We start from the raw sequence: 25,931 nt of genomic DNA, 5'->3' as shown, positions 1-25,931 counted from the left end.
GATGAAGAAAAGAAAGCTGAAGGTCCTGTCTGTTATTGTTGTTCTGGTATTGGCGCTGCTGTTTTGGGGCTACCAGAAGATCGAACGCTTTGCCGATACGCCGCTGGCTATCCAGCAAGAAACCATCTTCAAACTGCCTGCCGGCACCGGCCGGGTGGCGCTGGAAGGGTTACTGGTGCGCGATAAACTGGTGCGCAGCGGCCGCTGGTTCCAGTGGCTGCTGAAACTGGAGCCGGAGCTGGCGGAGTTTAAAGCCGGTACCTACCGGTTCACGTCGGGCATGACGGTGCGCCAGATGCTGAAACTGTTGGCCAGCGGCAAAGAGGCGCAGTTCACCGCACGCTTTATCGAAGGCTCACGCCTGCGTGACTGGCAGCAGGTATTGCAGCAGTCCAAATACCTGAAACACACCCTGGCGGGCAAGAGCGAAGTGGAGATCGCTACAGCGCTCGGCATTCCTGCGGGAGAAACCCCGGAAGGGCATTTGTACCCGGATACCTATCAGTATACCGCCGGCATGAGCGATATCGCGCTGCTCAAACGCGCACACGTTCGTATGAACAAAGCGCTGCAGGCCGCCTGGGACGGCCGCGACACCAGCCTGCCGTATAAAACGCCGGAAGAGCTGCTGACTATGGCCTCGATCGTCGAGAAAGAGACCGCGGTGCCGGAAGAGCGTAGCAAGGTGGCGTCGGTGTTCGTCAACCGTTTGCGCATCGGCATGCGCCTGCAGACCGATCCGACGGTGATCTACGGCATGGGCGAAAGCTATAATGGCAACATCACGCGCAAGGATCTGGAGACGCCGACGCCTTACAACACCTATGTGATCGCCGGCCTGCCGCCAACGCCGATCGCCATGCCGGGCGAGGCCTCGCTGCAAGCGGCCGCCAATCCGGCCAAAACGCCATATCTCTATTTTGTCGCCGACGGCAAGGGTGGGCATACCTTCACCACCAATCTGGCGAGCCATAACCAGGCGGTGCGTGTGTACCGTCAGGCGTTAAAGGAAAAGAATGAAAAGTAAATTCGTTGTAATCGAAGGGCTGGAAGGCGCGGGCAAAACCACCGCGCGTGACACGGTAGTCAATGTGCTGCGCGAACATGGCATCAACGACATCGTTTTCACCCGCGAACCGGGCGGCACACCGCTGGCGGAGAAGTTGCGCGAACTGTTCAAACGCGGCATCGACGGCGAATTGCCGACCATCAAGGCCGAAGTCTTGATGCTGTACGCTGCGCGCGTGCAGCTGGTGGAAACCGTGATCAAACCCGCCCTCGCGCGTGGTGCCTGGGTGGTGGGCGACCGCCACGATCTCTCTTCACAGGCTTACCAGGGCGGCGGCCGCGGTGTGGACCCACAGCTGATGAGCTCGCTGCGCGACACCGTACTGGGGGATTTCCGCCCGGATTTGACGGTTTATCTCGATCTGCCTCCGCTGGTCGGCTTGCAACGCGCGCAGGCGCGCGGCCAGCTGGATCGCATCGAACAGGAGGCGCTGCCGTTCTTCGAACGCACCCGCGCTCGCTATCTTGAGCTGGCGGCGCAGGATGAAACGATCGTTACCGTTGACGCCGCCCAGCCGCTGGAACAGGTGACCGCGGCGATCCGCGACTGCGTCGGCCACTGGCTGCGGCAGCAGGAAGGCGCATAATGAACTGGTACCCGTGGCTGAATGGCCCTTATCGCCAGCTGATTGGGCAGTACGCCGACGGTCGCGGCCACCATGCGCTGCTGCTGCATGCGGCGGCGGGCAATGGTGACGATGCGCTGGCCTACGGCCTGAGCCGTTGGTTGATCTGCCAACAGCGAAACGGCGAAAAAAGCTGCGGCGAGTGCCACAGCTGCCGGCTGATGCTGGCGGGGAATCACCCGGATTATCACGTGCTGGCGCCGGAAAAGGGCAAGAGCAACCTGGGTATCGAACCGATCCGCCAGGTGATTGAAACGCTGTACGCCCACGCGCAGCAGGGCGGCGCCAAGGTGATTTGGCTGCCGCAGGCGGAACAGTTGACCGAGGCGGCGGCCAACGCACTGCTTAAAACGCTGGAAGAGCCGCCGGAGAAAACCTATTTTCTGCTGGGTTGCCGTGAGCCGTCGCGGCTGATGGCGACGCTGCGCAGCCGCTGTCTTTATTGGCATTTGGCCAGCCCGGATGAGCAGCTCAGCCTGCAGTGGCTGGGCCGGCAGGCGGCCGGTTCTCAGACAGACCGCCTCACGGCGCTGCGCCTGCACGACGGCGCGCCGCTGGCAGCCGAACAGCTGTTGCAGCCGCAGCAGTGGCAACAGCGCAGCGCCCTGTGCACCGCGTTGAGCGCCGCGCTGCCGCCGCGCGATATGCTGTCGCTGTTGCCGGTGCTGAACCATGAAGATGTCGCCGAGCGCCTGCACTGGTTGTGCGCGCTGTTGGTGGACGCGATGAAGTGGCAGCAGGGCGCGCATCACTATGTATTGAATCAGGATCAGCAACCACTGGTGCATCAGCTGGCCAGCGTGCTGAGCAGCGCCTCGCTGCAGCAGATCGTGCAGCAGTGGCTGACCTGCCGCCATCAGCTGCTCAGCGTGGTGGGTGTCAATCGCGAGCTGCTGCTGACCGAACAGTTACTTCGTTGGGAACAGATGCTTGGCGCCGCCGGCTATTCCCACCCTCATTCGCTGTAAAGTAAAAGAGTTAAAAATTATGTTGTTAGTCGATTCTCATTGCCACCTTGACAGTCTGGATTATCAAACGCTGCATCAGAATGTGGACGATGCGCTGGCCAAAGCCAAAGCGCGCGACGTCGGCTATGTGCTGGCGGTCGCCACCACGTTGCCGGGTTACCGTTCCATGACCGAACTGATCGGCGAGCGCAACGATGTGGCTTTCTCCTGCGGGGTGCATCCGCTCAATCTGGAAGAGGGGTATGATTACGCCGAGCTGCGTCGCCTGGCGGCGGCGGAGCAGGTGGTAGCGCTGGGAGAGACCGGGCTCGATTACTTCTACCAGAAAGACAATCTTGAGCTGCAGCAGGACTCTTTCCGCGAACATATCCGCATTGGCCGGGATCTGAACAAGCCGGTGATCGTCCACACCCGCGATGCGCGCGCGGACACGCTGGCGATCCTGCGTGAAGAGAACGCACAGGAGTGCGGCGGCGTGCTGCACTGCTTCACTGAAGATTTGACCACTGCCGAAGCTTTGCTGGATCTGGGCTTCTACATCTCCTTCTCCGGCATCGTCACCTTCCGCAATGCCGAACAGCTGCGCGAAGTGGCACGCTACGTGCCGCTGGATCGCATCCTGGTGGAAACCGATTCGCCTTATCTGGCGCCGGTGCCGCATCGCGGCAAAGAAAACCAACCCGCCTATGTGCGTGATGTGGCTGAATACATGGCAGTATTGAAGGGCGTCAGCCTGGAACAACTGGCCGAAGCCACCACCGCCAACTTTTCACGCTTATTTCACCTCGATCTGTGATCTTTGACCTAGGCTATAGCTGTAGGTCATTGTCTGCGTAATTTTTTTTAAGCTCGTAATTAATCACTGAAACGGGTAAGGTTCCCTCCCGTTTCAGGGTGATTGGTGCGTGTTTTTTGGCCGATTTTGCCAAAAAACGGCCGGTTTATGCAAAGTTACCGCGGCTCGATCATCGAAACGTGATTGTCATCAAACATTGCGCAGGCTATTTATTTTACTCTGCGTAATAAATTCAAGGGGTGCTCAGACACCCTGAATTGCAGGGGTTTTTCTCCCCCCCTTGCAGCGCGAATCATCGCGACAAGAAGTAGCAAAGCATTATTACTCAGGAGCACACTCAACTATGTTCAAGAACGCATTTGCAAACCTGCAAAAAGTAGGTAAATCGCTCATGCTGCCGGTGTCCGTGTTGCCTATCGCAGGTATCCTGCTGGGCGTCGGCTCCGCCAACTTTAGCTGGCTACCTGCGGTAGTCTCCCACGTGATGGCGGAAGCGGGCGGTTCGGTCTTCGCCAACATGCCGCTGATTTTCGCCATCGGCGTCGCCTTGGGCTTCACCAACAACGACGGCGTTTCCGCGCTGGCGGCGGTGGTGGCCTACGGTATCATGGTGAAAACCATGGCGGTGGTTGCGCCGCTGGTGCTGCACCTGCCGGCTGAAGAGATTGCGGCCAAACACCTGGCGGATACCGGTGTGCTCGGGGGGATTATCTCCGGTGCCATCGCGGCCTATATGTTCAACCGCTTCTTCCGCATTCAACTGCCGGAATACCTGGGCTTCTTTGCCGGTAAGCGTTTCGTGCCGATCATTTCCGGTCTGGCGGCGATCGTTCTGGGCGTAGTGCTGTCCTTCATCTGGCCGCCGATCGGTACGGCTATCCAGACCTTCTCGCAGTGGGCGGCTTATCAGAACCCGGTCGTGGCCTTCGGCATTTACGGCGTGGTTGAGCGTGCTCTGGTGCCGTTCGGTCTGCACCACATCTGGAACGTACCGTTCCAAATGCAAATTGGTGAGTTCACCAACGCGGCGGGCCAGGTATTCCACGGTGACATCCCTCGCTACATGGCGGGTGACCCAACCGCGGGTAAACTGTCCGGCGGCTTCCTGTTCAAAATGTACGGTCTGCCTGCTGCGGCCATCGCCATCTGGCACTCGGCCAAGCCGGAAAACCGCGCGAAAGTCGGCGGCATCATGATCTCCGCCGCGCTGACCTCGTTCCTGACCGGTATCACCGAGCCGATCGAGTTCTCCTTCATGTTCGTCGCGCCGATCCTGTACGTGATCCACGCTATCCTGGCCGGCCTGGCGTTCCCAATCTGCATCCTGTTGGGCATGCGTGACGGCACCAGCTTCTCGCATGGCCTGATCGACTTTATCGTACTGAGCGGCAACAGCAGCAAAATCTGGCTGTTCCCGATCGTCGGCATCATCTACGGTCTGGTGTACTACACCATCTTCCGCGTGCTGATCGCCAAACTGGATCTGAAAACCCCGGGCCGTGAAGACACCGCTGCCGAGCAGACTGCGCAGGGCGGTTCCGAAATGTCCGCGGCGCTGGTTCAGGCCTTCGGCGGTAAAGAAAACATCACTAACCTGGATGCTTGCATCACTCGTCTGCGCGTCAGCGTGGCCGACGTGTCCAAAGTTGACCAGGCGGGCCTGAAGAAACTGGGCGCAGCCGGCGTAGTCGTCGCTGGCTCCGGCGTGCAGGCCATCTTTGGCACCAAGTCCGACAACCTGAAAACCGATATGGACGAATACATCCGTAATCACTGATTCATGCAGGGGAGTTATCAAGGGAGGCGAAAGCCTCCCTTTTTTATTGCCTGTCGTCAGGCGCCAAGGCGCTGATTTAGTTCAGCGAGAGAAGGGAGGAACCAGACCTGTTCGCCGCGATTGGCTTCGCGCACGAAATCTTGCAGCGCGTTGCTTTGCGCTAACCAAGGGGTGATATCGCCCAGCAGCGTAACGCGCAGGTGGTAGTTGATGAATTTCTGCAATACGGCGCCGGCAATGCCGCTTCTGAGCTGGAAAAAGGTGGCGTCCAGGCGGTTGACGGGGAGGGCAATCATCCCGGCCTCGTGTTCAAAGGCGGGCGCGATAAACAGGTTGACGTCGTTTTCGTCTTTCAACATCGGCCCGGCTTCGGCGAAAACCACCAGGCGCAGATCGTAGACTTGCTGCACGGCGTAGCTCATCGGCGCTCCGGGAATCAGGGTTTTGCATGTTTTTGCAGGTAATGCTCGAACACCGCCAGCGTTTCGTCCGAGATATGGTGTTCAATCCCTTCGCTGTCCAGCTCGGCGGTTTCGCTCGGCACCCCGAGGCACATCAGCAGATCGACCACGATGCGGTGACGGCGGCGCACCTTCTGCGCCAGCTGTTCGCCTTCCTCGGTTAAAAACACCCCGCGATAAGGGCGCGACTCCACCAGCCCGGCGCTTTTGAGCCGCGCGATATTTTTGATCGCCGTCGGGTGAGAGACGCCGAAGCGGCGCGCGATATCGGTGGTTCTGGCTTCACGGGTGCTTTGCAGCAAATCGGCGATCAGCTCAACGTAATCTTCGATCAGCGCATTGGACTGCGCTTCGCGGGCGCGGCTAAAACGCAGGGCGTGCTCGGCCTCGTCCGGCATGTCGGTCTGGGCGGGGCGGTCGGCGTTATCTGGCGCGCGGGTAACCATAGCGTGGGGCGTCCTGTAAGCATAAAAATGGCATCTCCCGGCAATGCGGGGAGGGTTGCCCTAAGTTAGTCCAAATAGCACACATTATCAATTCGATGCCACGCATTGTGGTAGTTAGAAATATCTCTACACAAAGCCCATTAATTTCGCCTGTTGCATAAAGTGTAGCCGATGCTACATTGTCAGCATGATCGGTGGAAAAATAACCAGCAAAAGATTAAGGGTACTTCATGCGAGACGCGGCAACTCCCTCATCGTTAACCGAACGGACCAACATCGCGATTGGCGCCGCCCTTGCCGGGCGCAAGCGCGGCGCCTTTACGCCGCTGCTGTTCGCCGGTCCGGCGGTGATTGCCTCTATTGCCTATATGGATCCCGGCAACTTCGCCACCAACATCCAGGCCGGGGCGAAATACGGTTACAGCCTGCTGTGGGTGGTGGTGATGGCCAACCTGATCGCCATGCTGTTCCAGGCGCTGTCGGCCAAGCTGGGTATCGTCACCAACCGCAATCTGGCGGAGATGTGCCGCGATCAGTTTTCACGGCCGGTAGTGATCGGCATGTGGCTGCTTAGCGAAGTGGCGGCGATGGCCACCGATCTGGCGGAGTTTCTCGGCGGCGCGATTGCGCTGGCGCTGTTGTTCCACATGCCGCTGCTGGCGGGGATGGGGGTGACGGCGGTGATCACCTATGCGCTGTTGATGGTGGAAAAGAAAGGTTTTCGCCCGGTTGAGCTGATGATCGGCGGCCTGGTGGGCATCATTGCGCTGTGTTACCTGGTGGAGATGTTCATCGTACCCGTGGATTGGCAGGCGGCCGGGATCGGCATGGTGACGCCGCAACTGCCGGACGCGCAGGCGCTGACCATCGCCGTCGGCATTATCGGCGCCACCGTGATGCCGCATGCCATTTTCCTGCATTCGGGGCTGACCCAGCACCGCAGCCCGGCCAGTGATAACGGCGAGCGGCGCAAGCTGCTGCGTTTCTCCAATATTGAGGTGGTGATCGCGCTGGCGCTGGCCGGGCTGGTGAATATCGCGATGGTCATCATGGCCTCGAGCGCCTTCCACGCCGGTAACAGCGACGTGGCCGAAATTGGCACTGCCTACCATACGCTGACGCCGCTGTTCGGTGCGGCGGCCGCCGGTATCTTCCTCGCTTCGCTGATCGCCTCCGGCATTTCCAGCTCGGTGGTGGGCACCATGGCCGGGCAAATGATCATGCAGGGCTTCGTTGGCTTCCGCATTCCGGTGTGGGTGCGCCGCCTGGTCACCATGGTGCCGGCGTTTATCGTGGTGGCGATGGGCGTCAACGCCACCGACGCGCTGGTCTACAGCCAGGTGGTGCTGAGCCTGGCGCTGCCGGCGCCGATGATCGCGCTGGTGATGTTCACCCGTCGCCGCGACATCATGGGCGAGTTCGCCAACGGCCGCTGGACCAGCCTGGCGGCGGTCGTCGGCACGGTAGTGATCGTGTTGCTCAACGTGGTGCTGCTGTTGCAGACCTTCGGCGTCGAGATCCCTGGGCTGGGGTGAGCCGCGCAATCAGGGCCTGGCGAATTTGTTGGCGAACAGTTCGCTGATGAAGTCGACGAAAACCCGAATTTTATGGCTGCGATCCCGCAGGCGCGGATAGAGAATATTGATCGGTGCCCCTGTGGGCGCCCACTCCTGCAGTATCGGTTCCAGTTCGCCTGCCTTCAGATAGTTTTCCAGCGTGCAGTCCAGCAAGTAAACCAGGCCGAGGTGGTTCCTGGCCACCTCGCACAGCGATTGTGAATGGTTGAAACTCAGCAGCGGGCTGGGCGCCAGACGGTAGCGCTCGTCACCACGAATGAACTGCCAGTCGTCCGCCGCCGCCGCGCCTGAACGGATAAATCCCAGCCGCTGATGCTGTTGCAGCTGTTCCGGGTGTTCCGGCCGGCCATGGCGCGCAAAATAATCGGGAGACGCACAGCACAAATAGCGTGGTTGCAGCAATTGACGGCTGACCATCTCGGGTATGTGGCCGGCGCCGATGCGAATAAATACGTCGGCGCGATCTTCCGCCGGATTGACCAGGCGATCGCTAACCGACACGCTGAGCTGCAATTCCGGGTATTGCGCCAAAAAAGCCGGGAGCGCCGGAGCGATATGCATGCTGCTGAGCATCGTGGCTATCTCGACCCGCAGCGGTCCTCGCGGTTGTTCAAAATCGCCCGACATGTCGTTTTTCAGCCGGTCAAACTGCTGCAGGATGTCTTGTGCGGTGCGATAGCAACGCTCCCCGGCGCTGGTCAGCGAGAAGCGCCGGGTTGAACGCTTGAACAGGGGTTGCCCGAACTGTTTTTCAAGCTGATTGATGCTGTATGTGACGCTGGCCGGGGAGAGCCCCATTTTGGTTGCCGCCTGGCTGAACCCCTCCATTTCCACCACCTGGCAGAATACGCGCAGCGCGTGCAGTTCATTCATGTTAACGGCTTCCATTATTTAAATTATTAAAAGAGTATTTTTAAATATGCCGGCTGTCAATTTGACGCAGCATTGGATAATTTATTTTCAGCGTTTTTATTTATCTGAAATCGCATCCTGTATTGCCATAATGAAATAATGCCGAAGAGGATATTTATATGAAAAAATTAACTGCCGTATTGTTATTGGCGGGCGCGGGCTTGTGCGGCCAAACTTATGCCGCAAGCAGCGAGGCCGCATCGCAAAGTTACAGGGTTTCCGCAGAGGCGGGCGTCGCGGCCGAACAGAAGGCGGTGTATGAGCTGATAAACCGCTACCAGACAGCGCTTAACGCCGGCGATACGCAAACGATTTTGTCACTTTTTGCGCCAGAAAGTTACTCACAATGGAACGAAAAACCGACGGCGGACAGCAATGAAAAGCGCCGCCAACAATATGATGACTTATTTAAAAACGAGAAATTTGAAACAGAGTTTGCTTATGACAGCGTCAACGTGAACGGGAATATGGCCTATGTGCGCACGCACCATCATCGCGGCGCAACGGTTACCCGAATAAGCGACGGTGCTACCCTGATCGATTTAAACCGTGAAGTATTTGTATTGGAGAAACAGCAGGGCCAATGGAAGATCGTGGTCTACACCTTTAATACCAACCCGATTCAAGGGGTGAGCTGAGAGGGACAGATAAAGGCCGCGCAAGCGGCCTTCTTAGGGTGTCGCGCGCGGTTACAGGTTCCCCACGCCGCCATCCATCTGCAGCTCCGCGCCGACCATAAACGCCGACTCATCCGCCGCCAGAAACACCGCCGCTTTGGCCAGCTCCAGTGCGCTGCCCATGCGGCCGATCGGCACTAGCGCGCGGATATCGTCGCGCAATGCCCGTTCATCCGCTTCCGTCAGCCCCAATTTTCCCAGCGCCGGGGTTTCGGTCGGGCCGGGGCTGAGGCCGTTGACGCGAATGCCGCGCGCGTGCAGCTCGCCGGAGAGCGTTCTGGCCAGAGATAACAAACCGGCTTTGCTGGCGGCGTAGGCGCTGCTTTGCGGCAGACCGATATGGGCGCTGACCGAACCACACAGGATCACCGAGGAAGGGGTGGCCAGCAGCGGTAGCAGCGCCTGGATCAGAAAGAACGGCCCCTTCAGGTTGATGTCCATCAGCCGCTGGTAGCTCTGCTCATCCCACTCCTGCAGCGGGCGGTGCGTGACGTCGCCGGCGTTAACGTACAGCACGTCCAGCCGCGGCCACCGTTGCTCCAACTGCTGCGCCAGCGCACGTTGCTGTGGGATGTCGCCGGCGTCGCTCAGCAGCAACAGCGCGTTGCCCGCCAATGCCTGGCCCGCCGCGTCCAGGGCACGTTGGCTGCGGCCGGTGATCGCCACCGTTGCGCCCTCGGCGATGAATTGGCGGGCGGTTTCCAGCCCGATGCCGCTGGTGCCGCCGGTGATCAATGCGTATTTGCCTTGCAGTCGTGACATAACCGATTCCTCTTTAACGTCTGTTACGGCATTATTTGCGCTATAGTTCCTTTTGCATAGTAGGCACCTTTTGGATACTAAAGGACGAGGTGGGATGAAATGACGGCGCGCGCGCCCTTAGCGGCGAAAAATAATTTGTCGGCGTTGCCGACGGCGGGCGAATCCTGCCCGATGGTGGACTTCGTCAATCTGGTGTCGGGCAAATGGGCGATACCGATCCTGTATCGGCTGATTATGATCGATGGCCCGGTGCGATTCAGCGAGCTGCAGCGGGCGGTGGCGCCCATTGCGCAAAAAGAGCTGACGCGCCAGCTGCGGCTGTTCGAGCAGCGCGGCCTGGTGACGCGGCAGGTGTATCCCGAAGTGCCGCCGCGGGTGGAGTACCAGGTCACCACGCTCGGCAAATCGCTGCGGCCGACGCTGGACTCGCTGGCCGAGTGGATGCGTCGGCATGCCCCGCAGCTGATCGGTAGCTAGTCGCCGATGCCCGGCGGGTTGATGGTTGAGCGCTCGACCTTTTCGTCGCCTTCGCCCCAGCGTTCCAGCACCTGCGCATATTCGCCGCTGACGATCGCGCCATTGATCGCGGCGTTGACGGCGTTCACCAACCCGTTGCCTTTTTTGGTGGTGACCGCGACGTAGGCCACGTTGGGGCCGATGCCGACCATTTTGGTTTTGCCGGTCAGCGCCGCCTTGTAGGCGCCGGTGGAGTGGGGGCCGAAGAACGCATCGGCGCGCCCGGACTGAATGCTGAGGTTGGTGGCGGCGTCGTCGGTCACGTAGATCGGCTGTACCGGCGGCAGCCCGGCGGCGCGATTCTGCTTATCCCATCCCAGCAGAATGTTTTCCTGATTGGTGCCGGATCCGACGATGATCCGCAGCCCGGCCACGTCCTGCGGGCGGTTGATCGAGGTGATGTGGCTGGTGGATTTGACGTAAAAGCCCAGCGTGTCCACCCGGTAAGTGGCGAAGTCGAATTTGGTTTTACGCTGTTTGGTGACGGCGATGTTGAAGATCGCCGCATCGTATTTGCCCGCGCTGATGCCCAAGGGCCAATCTTCCCAGGAGGTGGGCACCAGATTCAGCTCCAGCCCGAGGCTGTCGGCCACCAGGCGGGCGATGTCCGGATCGCTGCCGATCAGCGTTTTATTGTCTTCGGCGAACAGCGCCAGCGGCGGGGAGTTCTCGAATGCTACCGCCACCGTCAGCTTGCCGGGGACCGCGAAGTGAAAGTTCGCCGGGATCAGCGCGATAGCCGCCGGGTTTTTCTCCGTGCGTATCGGCTCTCGGTTAGCCTGCAGGTCGATACCGCCCGTCGTGGCCGCCTGCACGGCAGCGCTCAGCAACAGCGCGCACAGCGCCGCAATCTTCAGTGGCATAGTGCCCTCTATCCTTTGTTAATCATGGGGTTACTATTGGCGGCGGCGCGGGGCAAGTAAAGCAACAATAGTGAATAACCAAAGTGAAAAGATGCACAAGCGGGGCGACGGCCTGCGCGAATCTGCAGCACTCGACGTGGAAAGTGCGCAATCAGGTTGAAAGCAGTAGAATTTGTCACTCATACTGCGTACAGCTAATTGTGTAAAACAAGGAACGCCAGATGGCCGAAGAAACGATTTTCAGTAAAATTATCCGCCGCGAAATCCCTGCTGATGTGGTTTACCAAGATGAACTGGTCACCGCTTTCCGTGACATCTCCCCCCAGGCGCCTACCCATGTGCTGATCGTTCCCAACGTGCTGATCCCAACCGTCAACGACGTGACCGTCGAGCACGAAGCTGCGCTGGGCCGCATGATCACCGCCGCGGCGAAGATCGCCGAACAGGAAGGCATCGCCGAGGACGGCTACCGCCTGATCGTCAACTGTAACCGCCACGCCGGTCAGGAGGTCTATCATATTCATATGCACCTGGTCGGTGGCCGCTCGCTGGGGCCGCTGCTGTCACGTTAAGCGAGGAAATCATGCGCGGTAAAAAAACTCTGCGTTGTCTGATGGCGTTGGCGCTGCCCGCCGCGTTGCTGATGGGGTGCAGTTCGCCATCCGGCATCGCGGTTAACCGGGGGCAAACGGTGGTGATGGATCCTTCGGTGCTGACCGCCGGCATTTTTGCCGATACGCCCTCTGTCTCGAACGCTTCCGGCCGGGTGATGGCGACTTCGGTGCTCAATAACAGCCAACCGACGCCGGTCACCGTGCATTATCGTTTCTATTGGTACGACGCGCAGGGGCTGGATATTCGCCCCTTCGAGAAACCGCGTGAGATCGTCGTGGCGCCTAACTCGGACGCCAAAATCTACTCGATTAACGGTAATCTGGAAGCTAAAAGCGCGCGTCTGTATCTGTACCTGTAAGCGCTTGCCAGGTTTGGAGAAAAAGCATGAAAAAGTACGTCTTAGTGGCGCTGGCCGCATTCACCCTGAGCGGCTGTCTGTCGCGTCCGCCTGAGCCGGATCAGCCGTTGCCGCCGGTCACCGTCGAACCAGAACAGCCGACGCCGCCGGTCGAGCAGCCGCAGCCGCCAACTACCGAGCCGGTGCCGCAGCCGCCGAAAATCCAGCAGCTCGACTGGCTGGGCAGCGTTCAGCCGCTGGTGAATCAGATGTTGAAGGCCGATGGCGTCACGGCCGGCAGCGTGCTGCTGCTGGACAGCGTCAAGAACAACACCAACGGCTCGCTGCAGATGGGCAAAGCCACCGCGGCGCTGTATAAGGCGCTGGCGTCGAACTCCACCTTCAGCGTGGTGCCGGAAGCGAAGCTGACCAGCGCCAGACAAACGCTGGGCCTGTCGGCGGATGACAGCTTCGGCTCGCGCAGCAAGGCGATTGGCCTGGCGCGCATCGTCGGTGCGCAGTACGTGCTGTACAGCGACGTCAGCGGCGACGTGAAGTCGCCGGCGTTGGATATGCAGCTGATGCTGGTGCAAACCGGCGAGATCGTCTGGTCGGGCAATGGCGCCGTTAAACGCTGAGGCCGCGCTGCGACGATTGATGGAAACCAGACTGCCGGCGGTGAATACCGCCGGTTGTCATTTCAGCCTGGTGCAGGGGCTGACCGGCGAGAGCTGGCGCATTGACGGTTTGGGCATCACGCTGCTGGCGCGACAAAACAGCGCGGAGAAATGCGCGTTGGGCGTGAGCAGGCGGCGGGAGGCGCAGGTCCTGAGGCGCTGCGCGCCGGGGCTGGGGCCACGGGTTTTCGCGCAGAATAATCAGTGGCTTGTCCTCGAATGGCTCGAAGGTGACGTCGTCACAGAAGCTGAGTTTGACAGGCTGAATCAGCGCGGCGAGCTGGCGGCGATGGCGGCGACGCTGCACCGGCGGCCGCTCAGTGGTTACCGGTTGGATCTGCGGCGGCAGTTCCGCCGCTACTGGCAGCAGCTGGATAGGCGGCGTTTAACTCCTGGCTGGCTGCGCCTGCAACATCACTTTTTGCAAAACACGCCACCCTCACCGCTGAAGCTGGCGCCGCTGCACATGGACATCCATCCGGGCAATCTGCTCGCCACCGGCGAGGGGCTGCGGCTAATCGACTGGGAATATGCCGCCGACGGCGACGTGGCGCTGGATATCGCCGCGCTGTTTCGCGGCAACGGCTGGGCGGCCGAGCCGCAGCAGCGCTTTTTGCAGCACTACGCGCGCCAGGGCTATCACGACGTCGCCTGGCTGCAGGCACAGGTGCGGCGCTGGCTGCCGTGGGTGGATTATCTGATGCTGCTGTGGTTTGAAGTGCGCTGGCAGCAGAGCGGCGACGCCGAATTTTTGCGCTGGGGCGCGGTGGTGCGCCAGCGATTCTGTTTATCATCATCCGAATTCTGAACGAACAATAATGAAGTGAGGTGCCCGTGGGCCCAGTAATGCTAGATGTCGCCGGCTACGAGCTGGATGCAGAAGAACGCGAGATTTTGAAACACCCGCTGGTTGGCGGATTGATCCTGTTCACCCGTAATTTCCACGATGCGGAGCAGCTGCGTGAGCTGGTGCGCCAGATCCGCGCCGAATCGCACGATCGGCTGGTGGTGGCGGTAGATCAGGAAGGCGGGCGCGTGCAGCGCTTCCGCGAGGGCTTCACCCGTCTGCCGGCGGCGCAGTCGTTTGCCGCGTTGCACAATGCGCAGGAAGGCGGCCGTCTGGCGCAGGAGGCCGGCTGGCTGATGGCGGCGGAAATGATCGCGCAGGATATCGACATCAGCTTTGCGCCGGTGCTGGACATCGGCCACGGCAGCGCGGCGATCGGCGAACGTTCGTTCCACAGCGATCCGCAGCAGGCGTTGGCGATGGCGGAACGCTTCATCCTCGGCATGCACAGCGCCGGCATGAAAACCACCGGTAAACACTTCCCGGGGCACGGCGCCGTCAGCACCGATTCGCACAAGGAAACGCCGCGCGATCCGCGGCCGCTGGCGCAGATCCGCGAGCACGACATGGCGATCTTCCGCGAGCTGATCAACCGTCAGTTGTTGGACGCCGTCATGCCGGCTCACGTCATCTATACTGAAGCGGACCCGCGTCCGGCCAGCGGCTCGCCTTACTGGCTGCAGCAGATCCTGCGTCAGGAGCTGGGCTTCGACGGCGTGATTTTCTCCGACGATCTGTCGATGGAAGGTGCCGCCATCATGGGCAGCTATGCCGAACGCGGCCAGGCGGCGCTGGATGCCGGTTGCGACATGATCCTGGTGTGCAACCACCGCGAAGGCGCGGTCAGCGTGTTGGATAACCTGTCCCCGGTCAAAGCAGAGAAGGTGAAGCGGTTATATCATCGCGGTCAGTTCACCCGTCAGGAACTGCGCGACTCCGAGCGCTGGCAGCAGGCGCACAAGGCGCTCAGCGCGCTGAGCGAACGCTGGGAGGAGCACAAGCAGCGTTCGCAAGGGTGAATCCAGGTGCCGCACCGCGGCGCAGAGCGGAAATGATGAGGGCCGCGCCCGCGGCCCTTGGCTTGTTGCGAGGATCCACATGATTATCTATTTGCACGGCTTCGATTCCACCAGCCCCGGCAATCATGAAAAGGTGTTACAGCTGCAGTTTATCGATCCGGACGTGCGCTTTATCAGCTACAGCACGCTGCATCCGCGTCACGACATGCAGCATCTGTTGAAAGAGGTGGACAAGGCGGTGCAGCAGGGCGGCGACGCGCATCCGTTGATCTGCGGGGTCGGCCTCGGCGGCTTCTGGGCAGAGCGCATCGGCTTCCTGTGCGGCATTCGCCAGGCGATGTTCAATCCCAATCTGTACCCGGAAGAACACATGCACGGCAAGATAGACCGGCCGGAAGAGTATCGCGATATCGCCACAAAGTGCGTGGAAGACTTCCGCGAGAAAAATCGCGATCGCTGTCTGGTGGTGCTGTCGCGTCACGACGAGGTGCTGGATAACCGGCGCAGCGCCGAATTGCTGCATCACTACTACGAAATCGTCTGGGATGAACAGCAGACGCACAAGTTCAAAAACATCTCGCCGCATCTGCAGCGGCTCAAGGCGTTCAAGGCGCTGGGTTAACAGTTTCATAACGCTGCCGCGAGCCGCTCTCCCCGTTTTTCACCGACGGAAAGTGCGGCTTTTTTGTGCGTCAAAGCCAGATTTTGCGTGGCAATCGGCAAAATTTAAAACTGTGACTCAGCGCTAACTATTTGAATCGCAATCCCCAAAAAATCCCCTCGTCCAGCCTTTAACCAAAAAAAATTGATGTACGTCAATTTTGGTATGACCAAATAACCTCACATGCTATTCTGGCTTCAGAGAGCCGATTTATTTTACGCGAACCCTATGTATTCTAAGGATATTATTTATTTACCCTGGGATAACAAATGGTTCACATTTAGGGGGTTATTTTGACAACGCCAAAGAAGAAAATCGTTATTGTTGGCGGCGGCGCCGGTGGTCTGGAGCTGGCGACCAGCCTGGGCCATAAACTTGGCCGCAAGAACAAAGCGGAGATCACGCTGGTGGATCGCAACCACAGCCATTTGTGGAAACCGCTGTTGCACGAAGTGGCAACCGGTTCCCTCGATGACGGCGTGGATGCGCTCAGCTACCTGGCGCACGCGCGCAATCACCATTTCAGCTTCCAGCTGGGGTCGTTGACCAACATCAACCGCGAAACGCAAACGCTGCAGCTGGCGCAGATCTGCGACGAGCAGGGCGGCGAGCTGGTGCCGGCGCGCGAATTGCCGTACGACATCCTGGTGATGGCGCTGGGCAGCACCTCGAACGATTTCGGTACGCCGGGCGTGAAAGAGCACTGCATCTTCCTGGATAACCCACATCAGGCACGTCGTTTCCACAACGAAATGCTCAACCTGTTCCTGAAGTTCTCGGCGCAGCCGGGGCAAAAAGAGCGGGTCAACATCGCTATCGTCGGCGGCGGCGCCACCGGCGTTGAGCTGTCCGCCGAACTGCACAACGCGGTGAAGCAGCTGCACAGCTACGGTTTCGAAGGCCTGGACAACAGCGCGCTCAACGTGACGCTGGTGGAAGCCGGCGAGCGCATTCTGCCGGCGCTGCCGCCGCGCATTTCCGCTGCTGCGCACCAGGAACTGATTAAACTGGGCGTGCGCGTGCTGACCAACACCATGGTGACCAGCGCGGACGCCAAAGGCCTGAACACCAAGGGCGGCGAGTTTATCGACGCCGATCTGATGGTGTGGGCGGCCGGCATCAAGGCGCCGGACTTCATGAAGGATATCGGCGGCCTGGAAACCAACCGCATCAACCAGCTGGTGGTGGAGCCGACGCTCCAGACCACGCGCGATCCGAACATCTTCGCCATCGGCGACTGCGCCTCTTGCCCGAAAGAGGGCGGCGGTTTCGTGCCGCCGCGCGCCCAGTCGGCGCACCAGATGGCCTCACGCTGCGCCACCAATATCCTGGCGCTGATGAACGGCCAGACGCTGAAGCCTTACGTGTACAAAGACCACGGTTCGCTGGTGTCGCTGTCGCGCTTCAGCACCGTCGGCAGCCTGATGGGCAACCTGATGCGCGGCTCGATGATGGTGGAAGGGCGCATCGCGCGCTTCGTTTACATCTCGCTGTACCGCATGCACCAGGTGGCGCTGCATGGCTACATCAAAACCGGCCTGATGATGCTGGTGGGCGGCATTAACCGGGTGATCCGTCCGCGTCTGAAAATGCACTGATCCCGCCTTTGTCGACCAACCCGCGCCGGTTCGCCCGCGCGGGTTTTTTTATGGCGGCGCGAGGCGATCGGCAGCGGTTGCTTGATTCTTCAGCATAAGCTGTCGCCGATATGGGTAAAATTCTTAAGATTCTTCCTAAACAACGGGAAAACAGCCGTTTTCCCGCATTTTTGGTCCCCTTGTCTTATTGCGGGTCCTCAGATCATTGTGCAGACTTTATCTCGTTTACAGACGGCGCGTCGCGCACGCCGTAAACCGGGATACCGCAAGCCGCCCATGCGCAAAATAATAAGCGCGGTGCCATGCCGGTAACAGACCCCGGAAAAAATGCGTGGTAACACTTTCAGGAGGTTTCCTGTGAACAAGTCAATGTTAGCCGGTGTTGGAATTGGTGTCGCTGCCGCTCTGGGGATTGCCGCGGTAGCCAGCCTCGACGTCTTTTCTGCCGGTCCGCAATATGCGCAGGTGCTCGCCGCAACGCCGATTAAAGAAACCATCAAAACGCCGCGTCAGGAATGCCGCAACGTCACCGTTACGCACCGTGCACCGGTGCAGGATGAAAACCGCATCGCCGGTTCTGTGTTGGGCGCAGTGGCGGGCGGCGTGATTGGCCACCAGTTCGGCGGCGGTCGCGGACGCGATGTGGCGACCGTGGTCGGCGCACTGGGTGGCGGCTATGCCGGTAACCAGGTGCAAGGGGCGATGCAGAACAACGACGTCAGCACCAGCGTTCAGCAGCGTTGCAAAACGGTCTACGACAAGTCCCAGAAAATGCTGGGCTATGACGTGACCTACAAGATCGGCAATCAGCAGGGCAAGATCCGCATGGATCACGATCCGGGCACGCAAATCCCGTTGGACAAAAACGGCCAGCTGGTGCTGAACAGAGCCTGATCGCCACATTCAAATTAAACCCGCGGGCAGTGTTAGTTCTGATCGTTTAACCCGGTTAAGCGAGCGGCGTTAACATTGACGCGGGTTTCTGTTTTTTGCCTGTCTAAGAATTTGCGATCGTTCTAATGTCTGCGTGCGATATCACTGGGCAAAACTTCAAAAAAGCCCCCGCGTTTGTTATATTATTGTGCAATTAAGCGGTGTTATCGGCGCCAATCGCCACACCGGTCAAACCCGAGTATTTCGTCTCGCAGAGATAACGACATGTTAGATTTTCGCTTTCCGACAGCGTTGCAAATGGTCCTTAGCGTCGCCGTAGCTGAGAAGCAGGGCATGCGTTCGACAAGCGCCACCCTCGCCGCCGCTCTGGAAGCCAACCCCAGCTTTATCCGCAAACTGATGGTCCCGCTGACCAAAGACGGCATCATCGTTTCCACCCTGGGCCGAAACGGCTCTATCCACCTCGGCCGCCCGGCGGAAGAGATCACCCTGCGGGACATCTACCTGGCGGTGATCGACGACAAGCGCATCTGGGCTTCCCGTCCTGAAGTGCCGGCTCGCTGCCTGGTGAGCGCCAACGCCTGCTGGTATTTCAAGTCGGTGGTAAACGAGGCCGAACAGGCTTCGCTTGCGGTGCTGGCGCGCCACACCGTGGCCGATTCGCTGGCCGAACTGGAGCGGGGCGACAAGCGCGCCTGTGCGGAGTACGCTGCTGCGCAAGAGGCTGAAACCGCCGATAAATAATCGCGGTTCGCATGCATAAAAAAAGGTCGGGCAATGCCCGACCTTTTTGCATGTTAAGACGATGATTACGCCGTCTGCGGCTGTGCCTTGCGTGCCACCAGGCGGCGCAGGGTGACGTAGAACACCGGCGTCAGGAACAGCCCGAACAGCGTGACCCCCAGCATGCCGGAGAACACCGTGATGCCGGTGACGCCGCGCACTTCGGCGCCGGCGCCGTGGCCGAGGATCAGCGGGATGGTGCCGGCGATGAAGGCGATGGAGGTCATCACGATCGGGCGCAACCGCAGGCGACAGGCTTCCAGCGCCGCTTCGACGATGCCTTTGCCCTGCATTTCCAGCTCGCGGGCGAACTCGACGATAAGAATGGCGTTCTTACAGGCCAGCCCCATCAGAACGACCAACCCGACCTGCACGAACACGTTGTTGTCGCCGCCGGTCAACCATACGCCGAACAGCGCCGACAGCATGGTCATCGGCACGATCAGGATCACCGCCAGCGGCAGCGTCCAGCTTTCATACAGCGCCGCCAGCGCGAGGAACGCCAGCAGCACCGCTACCGGGAACACCACCAGCGCGGCGTTGCCCTGGGTCGATTGCTGATAGCTCAGATCGGTCCACTGAATGTTCATGCCGTTCGGCAACAGCTTATCGGCCATCTGCGTCAGCGCACCCATCGCCTCGGTAGAGGAGAGCACGCGCGGGTCGGCATCGCCGATCAGGTCCGCCGCCGGGAAGCCGTTATAACGGATCACCGGATCCGGGCCGTAGGTGGTGCCGATGCTGACCATGCTGCCGATCGGCACCATTTCGCCCTTGTCGTTGCGGGTACGCAGGTTGGCGATGTCTTCCACGCTGTCGCGGAACTGGCCGTCGGCCTGCGCCATCACCTTCCAGGTGCGGCCATAGCGGTTGAAGTCATTGATGTAAGACGAACCGAGGTAGGTTTGCAGCGTGCTGAACAGCGCATTGAGCGGCACCCCCTGCGCCTTGGCCTTGTCGCGATCGATTTTGGCGTCCAGCTGCGGCACGTTAGCCTGATAGGAGGAGATCGGGAACCCCATGCCCGGCGTTTGCATAATGGCGCCGGACATCGTGTTGATCGCCGTCTGCAGCGCGCCGTAACCCAGTCCGCCGCGATCTTGCACGTACAGCGAATAGCCGGAACCCTGGCCGATGCCGAGGATCGGCGGCGGCATGATCGAGAAGGCGAAACCTTCCTGGATCTGCGAAATGCGCGCGTTGATCTCGGCGTTGATCTGCGCCGCGGTGCGGGTACGGGTGCTCAATGACTCCAGCGCGAAGAACACCGTGCCGGTATTCGGCGTATTGGTGAACTGCAGCGCGTTCAGGCCGGGGAAGGCCACCGCATCGGTGACGCCGTCCACGCTCATACCGATGGCGCTCATCTTGCGGATCACCGCATCGGTGCGCTCCAGCGAGGCGCCTTCCGGCATCTTCACGCCGCCAATCAGATACAGCTTGTCCTGCGTCGGGATAAAGCCGCCGGGCACGGTCTTAAACATCACCCCGGCGGCGGCCAGCAGCAGCAGGTAAACGACGAACACCGCGCCGCGTCGGCCCAGCACGCGGGACACCCCGTGCTGGTAACGCTGCGAACCGCTGGCGAAGAAGCGGTTGAACGGCCGGAACAGCCAGCCGAACAGCCGGTCGATCAGGCGCGACGGCATATCTTTCGGCGCGCCGTGCGGTTTCAGCAAGCGCGCCGCCAGCGCCGGCGACAGGGTCAGCGAGTTGATGGCGGAGATCACCGTCGAGATGGCGATGGTGACGGCGAACTGCTTGTAGAACTGGCCGGTGACGCCGGAAAGGAACGCCATCGGTACGAACACCGCGCACAGCACCACGGCGATGGCGATGATAGGGCCGGAGACCTCGCGCATCGCCTGGTGCGCCGCCGCCAGCGGCGACAGCCCCTCTTCGATATTGCGCTCGACGTTCTCCACCACCACGATGGCGTCATCCACCACAATACCGATCGCCAGCACCAGCCCGAACAGGCTGAGGGTGTTGAGCGAGAAGCCGAGCAGATACAGTGCGGCGAAGGTGCCGACCACGGAGATCGGGACCGCCAACAGCGGAATGATCGACGCGCGCCAGGTCTGCAGGAACAGAATGACCACCAGCACCACCAGGATCACCGCTTCCAGCAGGGTATCCACCACCGCGCGGATCGAATCGCGCACGAACACCGTCGGATCGTATGGCGCTTTCCAGCTCATGCCGTCCGGGAAGCGGGTTGCCAGCTCGGCCATCTTGCCGCGCACCGCGTCCGACAGCTCGATGGCGTTGGCGCCCGGCGACTGGAAGATGCCGATACCAACCGCATCCTTGTTATTGAGCTGGGCGCGCAGCGCGTAGCTGCCGGAACCCATTTCGATGCGCGCCACGTCGCGCAGCCGCACAATCTCGCCGTTGTCGCCGCTTTTGAGGATGATGTTGCCGAACTCTTCTTCGGTTTGCAGGCGGCCCTGGGCGTTGATAGACAGCAGATAGTCGCTGCGCGTCGGCATCGGTTCCGCGCCCAGCTGGCCGGCGGAGACCTGCACGTTCTGCTCCTGCATGGCGCTCACCACGTCGGAGGCGGTCAGCCCGCGCGCGGCAACCTTGTTCGGATCGAGCCAGATGCGCATCGCGTATTCACCGGCGCCGAAGATCTGCACCTGGCCGACGCCCGGCAGACGGGCCAGCTCGTCCTTGACCTTCAGGGTGGCGTAGTTGCGCAGGTAGAGCGAATCGTACTTGCCGGAAGGCGAGACCAGATGCACCACCAGCGTCAGCGCCGGAGACTGTTTCTGAGTGGTGATGCCCTGGCGGCGTACGTCTTCCGGCAGGCGCGCTTCGGCCTGCGCCACGCGGTTTTGCACCTGCACCTGCGCCTGATCGGGATCGGTGCCGGGGCGGAAGGTGACGGTGGTCACCAGCACGCCGTCGGAGCCGGCGACCGATTTCATGTACATCATGTTTTCGACGCCGTTGATCGCTTCTTCCAGCGGCGTGGCCACCGTTTCAGCGATCTCTTTCGGGTTGGCGCCCGGGTATTCTGCGCGCACCTGCACGCTGGGCGGCACCACGTCCGGGTATTCGCTGATCGGCAGCAGCGGGATGGCGATCGCCCCGGCGACAAAAATCAGTATCGACAGCACCGCGGCAAAGATCGGTCGGTCGATGAAAAAACGGGAAAAGTCCATGGGTCAGAAGTCTCGGCTGGGAGCTTAGTTAAGTGCGGAAGCGGTAGTGGTCATCGCGACGCTTTTCGCGTCGACCGGCATGCCCGGCATAAACACTTTCTGCATGCCGTCGACGATCACCCGATCGCCGTTTGCCAACCCTTTCTGCACGATGCGCAATCCTTCGGCCATGCGGCCCACGTCGATGTCGCGGCGCTGTGCCTTACCGTCTTTATCGACGATGTAAACGAACTTGCGGTTTTGGTCGGTCATCACCGCTTTATCGTCGATCAGCATGGCGTTGAACTCGGCGCTGCCGGGCATCTGCACGCGGGCGAACAGCCCCGGCGTGAAGCGACGATCGCGGTTGTCGAGCAGGGCGCGCATGCGGATGGTGCCGGTACCGGCGTTCAGTTGGTTATCGGTGAAATCCACCAGCCCCTGATGCGGGGTGCCGTCTTCGCCCACCAGGCCAACCTTCACCGGCAAGCGGGCGTCGTGCCGGCCCTGCTGCTGATAGCGCAGGAAGGTGGCTTCATCCACGTCGAAATAGACGTAAACCTTATCGAGCGACACCAGCGTCGTCAGCACGCTGGCGCTGTCGCCAGCGGTGACCAGGTTGCCGGCGGTGATCATCGCGCGGCTGGCGCGTCCGTCGATCGGCGCGGTGACGCGAGTAAAGTCGAGATTAAGCTGCGCCATATCGAGCTGAGCCTGCGCCGCCAGCACGTTGCTTTGCGCCTGTGCGGCGGACGAACGGCGCTGTTCCCACACCTCTTGCGAGATGGCCTGAGTGCCGATCAGTTTCTCGGTTCGCGAAGATTCGCTGCGCGCCAGGGCTGCCTGATTGCGCGCCCGCACCAGCTCGGCCTGCGCCTGTTCGCGCGCGGCGCGGTAGGTGCGATCGTCAATGGTGAACAGCACCTGGCCTTTCTTCACCTCGTCGCCTTCGGTGTAGTTGACCCGCTCGATGTAGCCGGAGACCCGTGGGCGCAGTTGCACGCTCTGTACCGCTTCGACGCGGCCGTTGAAGGCATCCCACTGGCTGATCGGCTTGACTACCACACTGGCGGCGCTGACCACCGGCGGCGGTGGCGGGGCATTGTGCGCCACGCTGTTGTCGCACCCGGCGAGCAGGGCGGCCAGCAGCGCCACCCCGGAGAGCCGCTGGCCCAGAGCGAAGGCGCGCGTGCGGCCGCCGGCGTTGAACGATGAGTTTGGTTGATTTGCCATTATTTTTATTCCGATAAGTAAGCGCTGTCTGGCCCCATACCCAGCCCTGTTTTCCGGGCTTTCCCTTCATGTATGCCTGCGTTCGGCGGAAGGGGCGTTGTGCCTTGTTATGGCCCAACGTTAGGTTTTGAAACATATTGGTGTCACATTAATGTATCAATATCGGTTACATTAATTGGGTGGAGTATAGAGGCGGCTTTCTGGTAAATGCAATAATAAAAATTGCATTTAAAGCGAAACTGTTGCAACGTATGTGCATCGGGCAGAGGGGGACCCTGCCGAATGATGGGAGCATCAGCATGAACACGACGGGTTTCATTACCGATTTGAAGACGTGGATCGACAACAATCTGGAAGAAAAACTGGATATCAACACCGTAGCGGACCGCGCGGGCTACTCCAAATGGCATCTGCAGCGCATGTTCAAGCGCCAGACCGGCTACGCGTTGGGGGAGTATATCCGTATGCAAAAATTGAAGGTGTCGGCGGAGCGTTTGGCCAACAGCGGTGAACCGATTGTCAGCGTGGCGATCTCGCTCGGCTTCGACTCACAGCAGTCGTTCAACCGCAGCTTCAAGCGCCAGTTCGGCCAAACGCCGGGTGACTGGCGCCGTGCGTTGGCGCAGCCGACGGCGGTGAGATGCACGCACCACTGAACGATTGGGCAGTGGGGATAAAAAAGCCTGAATTTGCGTTCGGGCTTTTTTGTCTTTACCTGTGGGGGATTCAAAAGTTGTCGCAACTGCCTGACTTTGCCACCGTGTCGCTGTCGCGGCAGAATATACGAATCGCCTCGTTGAGAGAGTTTGAACGTGAAGGCGTCCAGTAGTTCTCAATGACCAGGTAGCGAACGGTGTGCTGGCGGGTGTGGAGACCCAGGACGTTAAATACGCTTTCAATAGCGGCAAGCACAGGGTTTGACGAGTCGATTTCATAGCGAATGTCGACGATGGCTGCCTCCGGTGCCATCCAGGTGCGATTGGAAAGCGGCGGCACGCGAAACTTGAATGAGGAGTTCGCGGATAAGCGCTGGCCATCAAGCTCTTTAAATTCTGCGGCAGGAACATAACTCTGGTTACCGCCCGGCAAGGTGATCTGCCCTTTTTCGTCGCGGGTGGCATAGACATCCTCGGTGACTTTGTAGATCACTTGCTGGACGTCGGGGGGAATGATGCGAAAGGAGGCTACGGTACGATCCGAAGGCATGTCATTCGTCAGTTGGAACTCATACGCTCTTCCGACAGGTTGAACGAAAGCTAATGAAACGCTGCCGGCGAAGTACTGATAGGTGGCGCCCAATATTGCCATGAGAATCCCTGAGCCTACCAAAAATGCCGATACTTTCGCCAAACGGTTATTCGATTTTTCTTTAACGGGGCCTGTCTTTGGCCGCGGGGCATTGCCTTTCTTCTTACGCGCCACGTTTCTCCCTTGCATTACGCATTGGCCTACCTTTATGAGGGCATTATGGTCGACAGCTTATGCCGCTGTCGAGGGGGCGCTCTCTGGCCGGTGCGCTATGCATACAAAAAAGCCTGAACGCGAGTTCAGGCTTCTTCGTAGAATATGGCGGTGAGGGAGGGATAGATTCGCTGCGCTCACCCTGCGGGCCGCCGTTGGCGGTCCAAAACGCAGGCGTTTTGTCGAACCCTGTCGAGGATTCTCACCCTCCCGGTCGGTGCGCTATGCAAACAAAAAAGCCTGAACGTGAGTTCAGGCTTCTTCGTAGAATATGGCGGTGAGGGAGGGATAGATTCGCTGCGCTCACCCTGCGGGCCGCCGTTGGCGGTCCAAAACGCAAGCGTTTTGTCGAACCCTGTCGAGGGTTCTCACCCTCCCGGTCGGTGCGTTATGCAAACAAAAAAGCCTGAACTTTCGCTCAGGCTTTCTCGTTAGAATATGGCGGTGAGGGAGGGATTCGAACCCTCGATACACTTTCGCGTATACACACTTTCCAGGCGTGCTCCTTCAGCCACTCGGACACCTCACCATATTTTTTTGTTGCGAAATCATCGCTGCAACGGGGCGCTACTATAGGGAGTGGGGCCGATCCGGTCAAGAATAATTTCTGTGTTTTTGTTCGTCCGCTCAAGCCGTGCGCACTTTGCTGAAAACTGCGGCGAACGGCAGGGCAGATGTCATGAAAGGGTGAGAAAATCAGAAGTAGGGCTCGTGGATAACCGGCGGAAATGGGGATCATGATCGCAGAGGCTGGGGAGATGCGCAGTGCACCATGCAAAAAAAAGCCTGGACGCGAATCCAGGCTTTCTCTTTGAATTTGGCGGTGAGAGAGGGCTTGATTCGCTGCGCTCACCCTGCGGGCCGCCGTTGGCGGTCCAAAACGCGGGCGTTTTGTCGAACCCTGTCGAGGCTTCTCACCCCTCTCGGCGGTGAGCCATGCAAAAAAAGCCTGGACGCGAATCCAGGCTTTCTCTTTAAATTTGGCGGTGAGAGAGGGGTTCGAACCCTCGATACACTTTCGCGTATACACACTTTCCAGGCGTGCTCCTTCAGCCACTCAGACACCTCACCGTTTTGTTGTCGATAACGCTTTGCGCTGTCGACGGGCGCTAATGTAGGAGAATCTGATCTCAGCGTCAACCCTCTTATTTCATTCTCATGACTGTTTAGCCAAACTTGCAGCAATTTGCTGATTTACCGAACGATAT

The 25,931-nt window shown here is 59.8% G+C and carries 26 protein-coding genes, 2 tRNA genes and 3 other RNA genes; 18 read left to right on the top strand and 13 right to left on the bottom strand.

All coding sequences use genetic code 11. The features are described from left to right. The first annotated feature begins 1 nt into the window (after nucleotide 1). From mltG to ptsG, 5 genes are all read left to right on the top strand, one after another. Entirely contained in the window at nucleotides 2-1,027 is a 1,026-nt protein-coding gene (gene mltG / locus ACJ8HA_RS08290) for an endolytic transglycosylase MltG (RefSeq protein WP_197828421.1), read from the top strand. Further along, a complete protein-coding gene (tmk, locus tag ACJ8HA_RS08285) occupies nucleotides 1,017-1,655 on the top strand; it encodes a dTMP kinase (RefSeq protein ID WP_025302415.1) in 639 nt (212 codons plus the stop codon). The genes mltG and tmk overlap by 11 nt, the downstream gene beginning before the upstream one ends. After that, nucleotides 1,655-2,662: a DNA polymerase III subunit delta' gene (gene holB / locus ACJ8HA_RS08280; RefSeq protein WP_089195758.1), complete on the top strand. Its 1,008-nt coding sequence runs from the start codon at nucleotides 1,655-1,657 to the stop codon at nucleotides 2,660-2,662. The genes tmk and holB overlap by 1 nt, the downstream gene beginning before the upstream one ends. Before the next feature lie 19 nt (nucleotides 2,663-2,681). After that, nucleotides 2,682-3,458: a metal-dependent hydrolase gene (locus tag ACJ8HA_RS08275; RefSeq protein ID WP_148123318.1), complete on the top strand. Its 777-nt coding sequence runs from the start codon at nucleotides 2,682-2,684 to the stop codon at nucleotides 3,456-3,458. A 343-nt stretch (nucleotides 3,459-3,801) separates the two neighbouring features. After that, complete coding sequence (gene ptsG / locus ACJ8HA_RS08270; protein WP_019455831.1) at nucleotides 3,802-5,235, top strand: PTS glucose transporter subunit IIBC; 1,434 nt, start codon at nucleotides 3,802-3,804, stop codon at nucleotides 5,233-5,235. Between the two features lie 56 nt (nucleotides 5,236-5,291). Here the strand turns inward: ptsG and ACJ8HA_RS08265 are convergent, their stop codons facing one another. Continuing rightward, a complete protein-coding gene (locus ACJ8HA_RS08265) occupies nucleotides 5,292-5,657 on the bottom strand; it encodes a DUF4180 domain-containing protein (RefSeq protein WP_442515292.1) in 366 nt (121 codons plus the stop codon). A 14-nt stretch (nucleotides 5,658-5,671) separates the two neighbouring features. Beyond that, nucleotides 5,672-6,142, bottom strand: a complete 471-nt coding sequence (gene mntR / locus ACJ8HA_RS08260; RefSeq protein ID WP_173890331.1) for a manganese-binding transcriptional regulator MntR — start codon at nucleotides 6,140-6,142, stop codon at nucleotides 5,672-5,674. 230 nt (nucleotides 6,143-6,372) lie between these two features. Between mntR and ACJ8HA_RS08255 the strand changes: the two genes are divergently transcribed. After that, nucleotides 6,373-7,677, top strand: a complete 1,305-nt coding sequence (locus ACJ8HA_RS08255; protein ID WP_060447390.1) for an Nramp family divalent metal transporter — start codon at nucleotides 6,373-6,375, stop codon at nucleotides 7,675-7,677. Between the two features lie 9 nt (nucleotides 7,678-7,686). On the opposite strand, the gene ACJ8HA_RS08250 is transcribed toward ACJ8HA_RS08255, so the two are convergent. Next, nucleotides 7,687-8,592: a LysR family transcriptional regulator gene (locus ACJ8HA_RS08250; protein WP_060447388.1), complete on the bottom strand. Its 906-nt coding sequence runs from the start codon at nucleotides 8,590-8,592 to the stop codon at nucleotides 7,687-7,689. 158 nt (nucleotides 8,593-8,750) lie between these two features. On the opposite strand from ACJ8HA_RS08250, the gene ACJ8HA_RS08245 reads away from it, so the two are divergent. Further along, a complete protein-coding gene (locus ACJ8HA_RS08245; RefSeq protein WP_060447386.1) occupies nucleotides 8,751-9,269 on the top strand; it encodes a YybH family protein in 519 nt (172 codons plus the stop codon). Between the two features lie 51 nt (nucleotides 9,270-9,320). On the opposite strand, the gene ACJ8HA_RS08240 is transcribed toward ACJ8HA_RS08245, so the two are convergent. Further along, nucleotides 9,321-10,070 (bottom strand): SDR family oxidoreductase, encoded by a 750-nt coding sequence (locus ACJ8HA_RS08240; RefSeq protein WP_127146653.1) that lies wholly within the window; start codon nucleotides 10,068-10,070, stop codon nucleotides 9,321-9,323. 99 nt (nucleotides 10,071-10,169) lie between these two features. On the opposite strand from ACJ8HA_RS08240, the gene ACJ8HA_RS08235 reads away from it, so the two are divergent. Continuing rightward, on the top strand, nucleotides 10,170-10,547 hold the full coding sequence (locus ACJ8HA_RS08235) for a winged helix-turn-helix transcriptional regulator (RefSeq protein ID WP_072271517.1): 378 nt from the start codon (nucleotides 10,170-10,172) through the stop codon (nucleotides 10,545-10,547). On the opposite strand, the gene ACJ8HA_RS08230 is transcribed toward ACJ8HA_RS08235, so the two are convergent. Continuing rightward, nucleotides 10,544-11,449, bottom strand: a complete 906-nt coding sequence (locus ACJ8HA_RS08230) for a transporter substrate-binding domain-containing protein (protein ID WP_025302427.1) — start codon at nucleotides 11,447-11,449, stop codon at nucleotides 10,544-10,546. The genes ACJ8HA_RS08235 and ACJ8HA_RS08230 overlap by 4 nt on opposite strands. Before the next feature lie 221 nt (nucleotides 11,450-11,670). Between ACJ8HA_RS08230 and hinT the strand changes: the two genes are divergently transcribed. The 9 genes from hinT to ACJ8HA_RS08185 all read left to right on the top strand — a co-directional run bounded on the left by hinT (nucleotide 11,671) and on the right by ACJ8HA_RS08185 (nucleotide 18,841). Continuing rightward, nucleotides 11,671-12,021, top strand: a complete 351-nt coding sequence (gene hinT, locus ACJ8HA_RS08225; RefSeq protein ID WP_004928776.1) for a purine nucleoside phosphoramidase — start codon at nucleotides 11,671-11,673, stop codon at nucleotides 12,019-12,021. 11 nt (nucleotides 12,022-12,032) lie between these two features. Further along, nucleotides 12,033-12,422, top strand: coding sequence for a YcfL family protein (locus ACJ8HA_RS08220; RefSeq protein ID WP_025302428.1), 390 nt, complete (start codon nucleotides 12,033-12,035; stop codon nucleotides 12,420-12,422). A gap of 26 nt (nucleotides 12,423-12,448) precedes the next feature. Beyond that, complete coding sequence (lpoB, locus tag ACJ8HA_RS08215; RefSeq protein ID WP_025302429.1) at nucleotides 12,449-13,039, top strand: penicillin-binding protein activator LpoB; 591 nt, start codon at nucleotides 12,449-12,451, stop codon at nucleotides 13,037-13,039. After that, complete coding sequence (gene thiK, locus ACJ8HA_RS08210) at nucleotides 13,020-13,886, top strand: thiamine kinase (RefSeq protein ID WP_442515291.1); 867 nt, start codon at nucleotides 13,020-13,022, stop codon at nucleotides 13,884-13,886. Before lpoB ends, thiK begins: the two co-directional genes overlap by 20 nt. Before the next feature lie 38 nt (nucleotides 13,887-13,924). Then, nucleotides 13,925-14,944 (top strand): beta-N-acetylhexosaminidase, encoded by a 1,020-nt coding sequence (gene nagZ, locus ACJ8HA_RS08205; RefSeq protein ID WP_442515290.1) that lies wholly within the window; start codon nucleotides 13,925-13,927, stop codon nucleotides 14,942-14,944. A 79-nt stretch (nucleotides 14,945-15,023) separates the two neighbouring features. Beyond that, nucleotides 15,024-15,566 carry an alpha/beta hydrolase YcfP gene (ycfP, locus tag ACJ8HA_RS08200; RefSeq protein WP_015377468.1) on the top strand — a complete coding sequence of 181 codons (543 nt, stop codon included), beginning with the start codon at nucleotides 15,024-15,026 and terminating at the stop codon, nucleotides 15,564-15,566. Nucleotides 15,567-15,898: 332 nt separating this feature from the next. Next, nucleotides 15,899-17,203, top strand: a complete 1,305-nt coding sequence (locus ACJ8HA_RS08195; RefSeq protein ID WP_004928794.1) for an NAD(P)/FAD-dependent oxidoreductase — start codon at nucleotides 15,899-15,901, stop codon at nucleotides 17,201-17,203. 357 nt (nucleotides 17,204-17,560) lie between these two features. Next, nucleotides 17,561-18,097 (top strand): glycine zipper 2TM domain-containing protein, encoded by a 537-nt coding sequence (locus ACJ8HA_RS08190; RefSeq protein ID WP_167325016.1) that lies wholly within the window; start codon nucleotides 17,561-17,563, stop codon nucleotides 18,095-18,097. 264 nt (nucleotides 18,098-18,361) lie between these two features. Next, on the top strand, nucleotides 18,362-18,841 hold the full coding sequence (locus tag ACJ8HA_RS08185) for an RrF2 family transcriptional regulator (RefSeq protein WP_025302433.1): 480 nt from the start codon (nucleotides 18,362-18,364) through the stop codon (nucleotides 18,839-18,841). 65 nt (nucleotides 18,842-18,906) lie between these two features. On the opposite strand, the gene sdeB is transcribed toward ACJ8HA_RS08185, so the two are convergent. Both sdeB and sdeA read right to left on the bottom strand, forming a co-directional pair. Beyond that, the gene (sdeB, locus tag ACJ8HA_RS08180) at nucleotides 18,907-22,050 is read right to left on the bottom strand and encodes a multidrug efflux RND transporter permease subunit SdeB (RefSeq protein WP_442515289.1); all 3,144 of its coding nucleotides are present in this window, start codon (nucleotides 22,048-22,050) and stop codon (nucleotides 18,907-18,909) included. 24 nt (nucleotides 22,051-22,074) lie between these two features. Then, on the bottom strand, nucleotides 22,075-23,262 hold the full coding sequence (gene sdeA / locus ACJ8HA_RS08175; protein ID WP_167325018.1) for a multidrug efflux RND transporter periplasmic adaptor subunit SdeA: 1,188 nt from the start codon (nucleotides 23,260-23,262) through the stop codon (nucleotides 22,075-22,077). A 299-nt stretch (nucleotides 23,263-23,561) separates the two neighbouring features. Between sdeA and ACJ8HA_RS08170 the strand changes: the two genes are divergently transcribed. Beyond that, nucleotides 23,562-23,918: a helix-turn-helix domain-containing protein gene (locus ACJ8HA_RS08170; RefSeq protein WP_033642706.1), complete on the top strand. Its 357-nt coding sequence runs from the start codon at nucleotides 23,562-23,564 to the stop codon at nucleotides 23,916-23,918. Nucleotides 23,919-23,988: 70 nt separating this feature from the next. Here the strand turns inward: ACJ8HA_RS08170 and ACJ8HA_RS08165 are convergent, their stop codons facing one another. From ACJ8HA_RS08165 to ACJ8HA_RS08140, 6 genes are all read right to left on the bottom strand, one after another. Then, nucleotides 23,989-24,684 (bottom strand): hypothetical protein, encoded by a 696-nt coding sequence (locus ACJ8HA_RS08165; RefSeq protein WP_152561310.1) that lies wholly within the window; start codon nucleotides 24,682-24,684, stop codon nucleotides 23,989-23,991. A 145-nt stretch (nucleotides 24,685-24,829) separates the two neighbouring features. Further along, a non-coding RNA gene (locus ACJ8HA_RS08160) (RtT sRNA) lies at nucleotides 24,830-24,949 on the bottom strand. A gap of 46 nt (nucleotides 24,950-24,995) precedes the next feature. Next, nucleotides 24,996-25,115, bottom strand: a non-coding RNA gene (locus tag ACJ8HA_RS08155) — RtT sRNA. Between the two features lie 47 nt (nucleotides 25,116-25,162). Next, nucleotides 25,163-25,252: transfer RNA gene (locus tag ACJ8HA_RS08150), tRNA-Ser, on the bottom strand. A 289-nt stretch (nucleotides 25,253-25,541) separates the two neighbouring features. Next, a non-coding RNA gene (locus ACJ8HA_RS08145) (RtT sRNA) lies at nucleotides 25,542-25,662 on the bottom strand. Between the two features lie 42 nt (nucleotides 25,663-25,704). After that, a tRNA-Ser gene (locus ACJ8HA_RS08140) sits at nucleotides 25,705-25,794 on the bottom strand. Nucleotides 25,795-25,931 lie beyond the last annotated feature (137 nt).

This window comes from Serratia sp. CY33802 (genome assembly GCF_052169095.1).
GTDB lineage: Bacteria > Pseudomonadota > Gammaproteobacteria > Enterobacterales > Enterobacteriaceae > Serratia > Serratia bockelmannii.
This window is presented reverse-complemented; position numbering and strand designations above follow the sequence as displayed.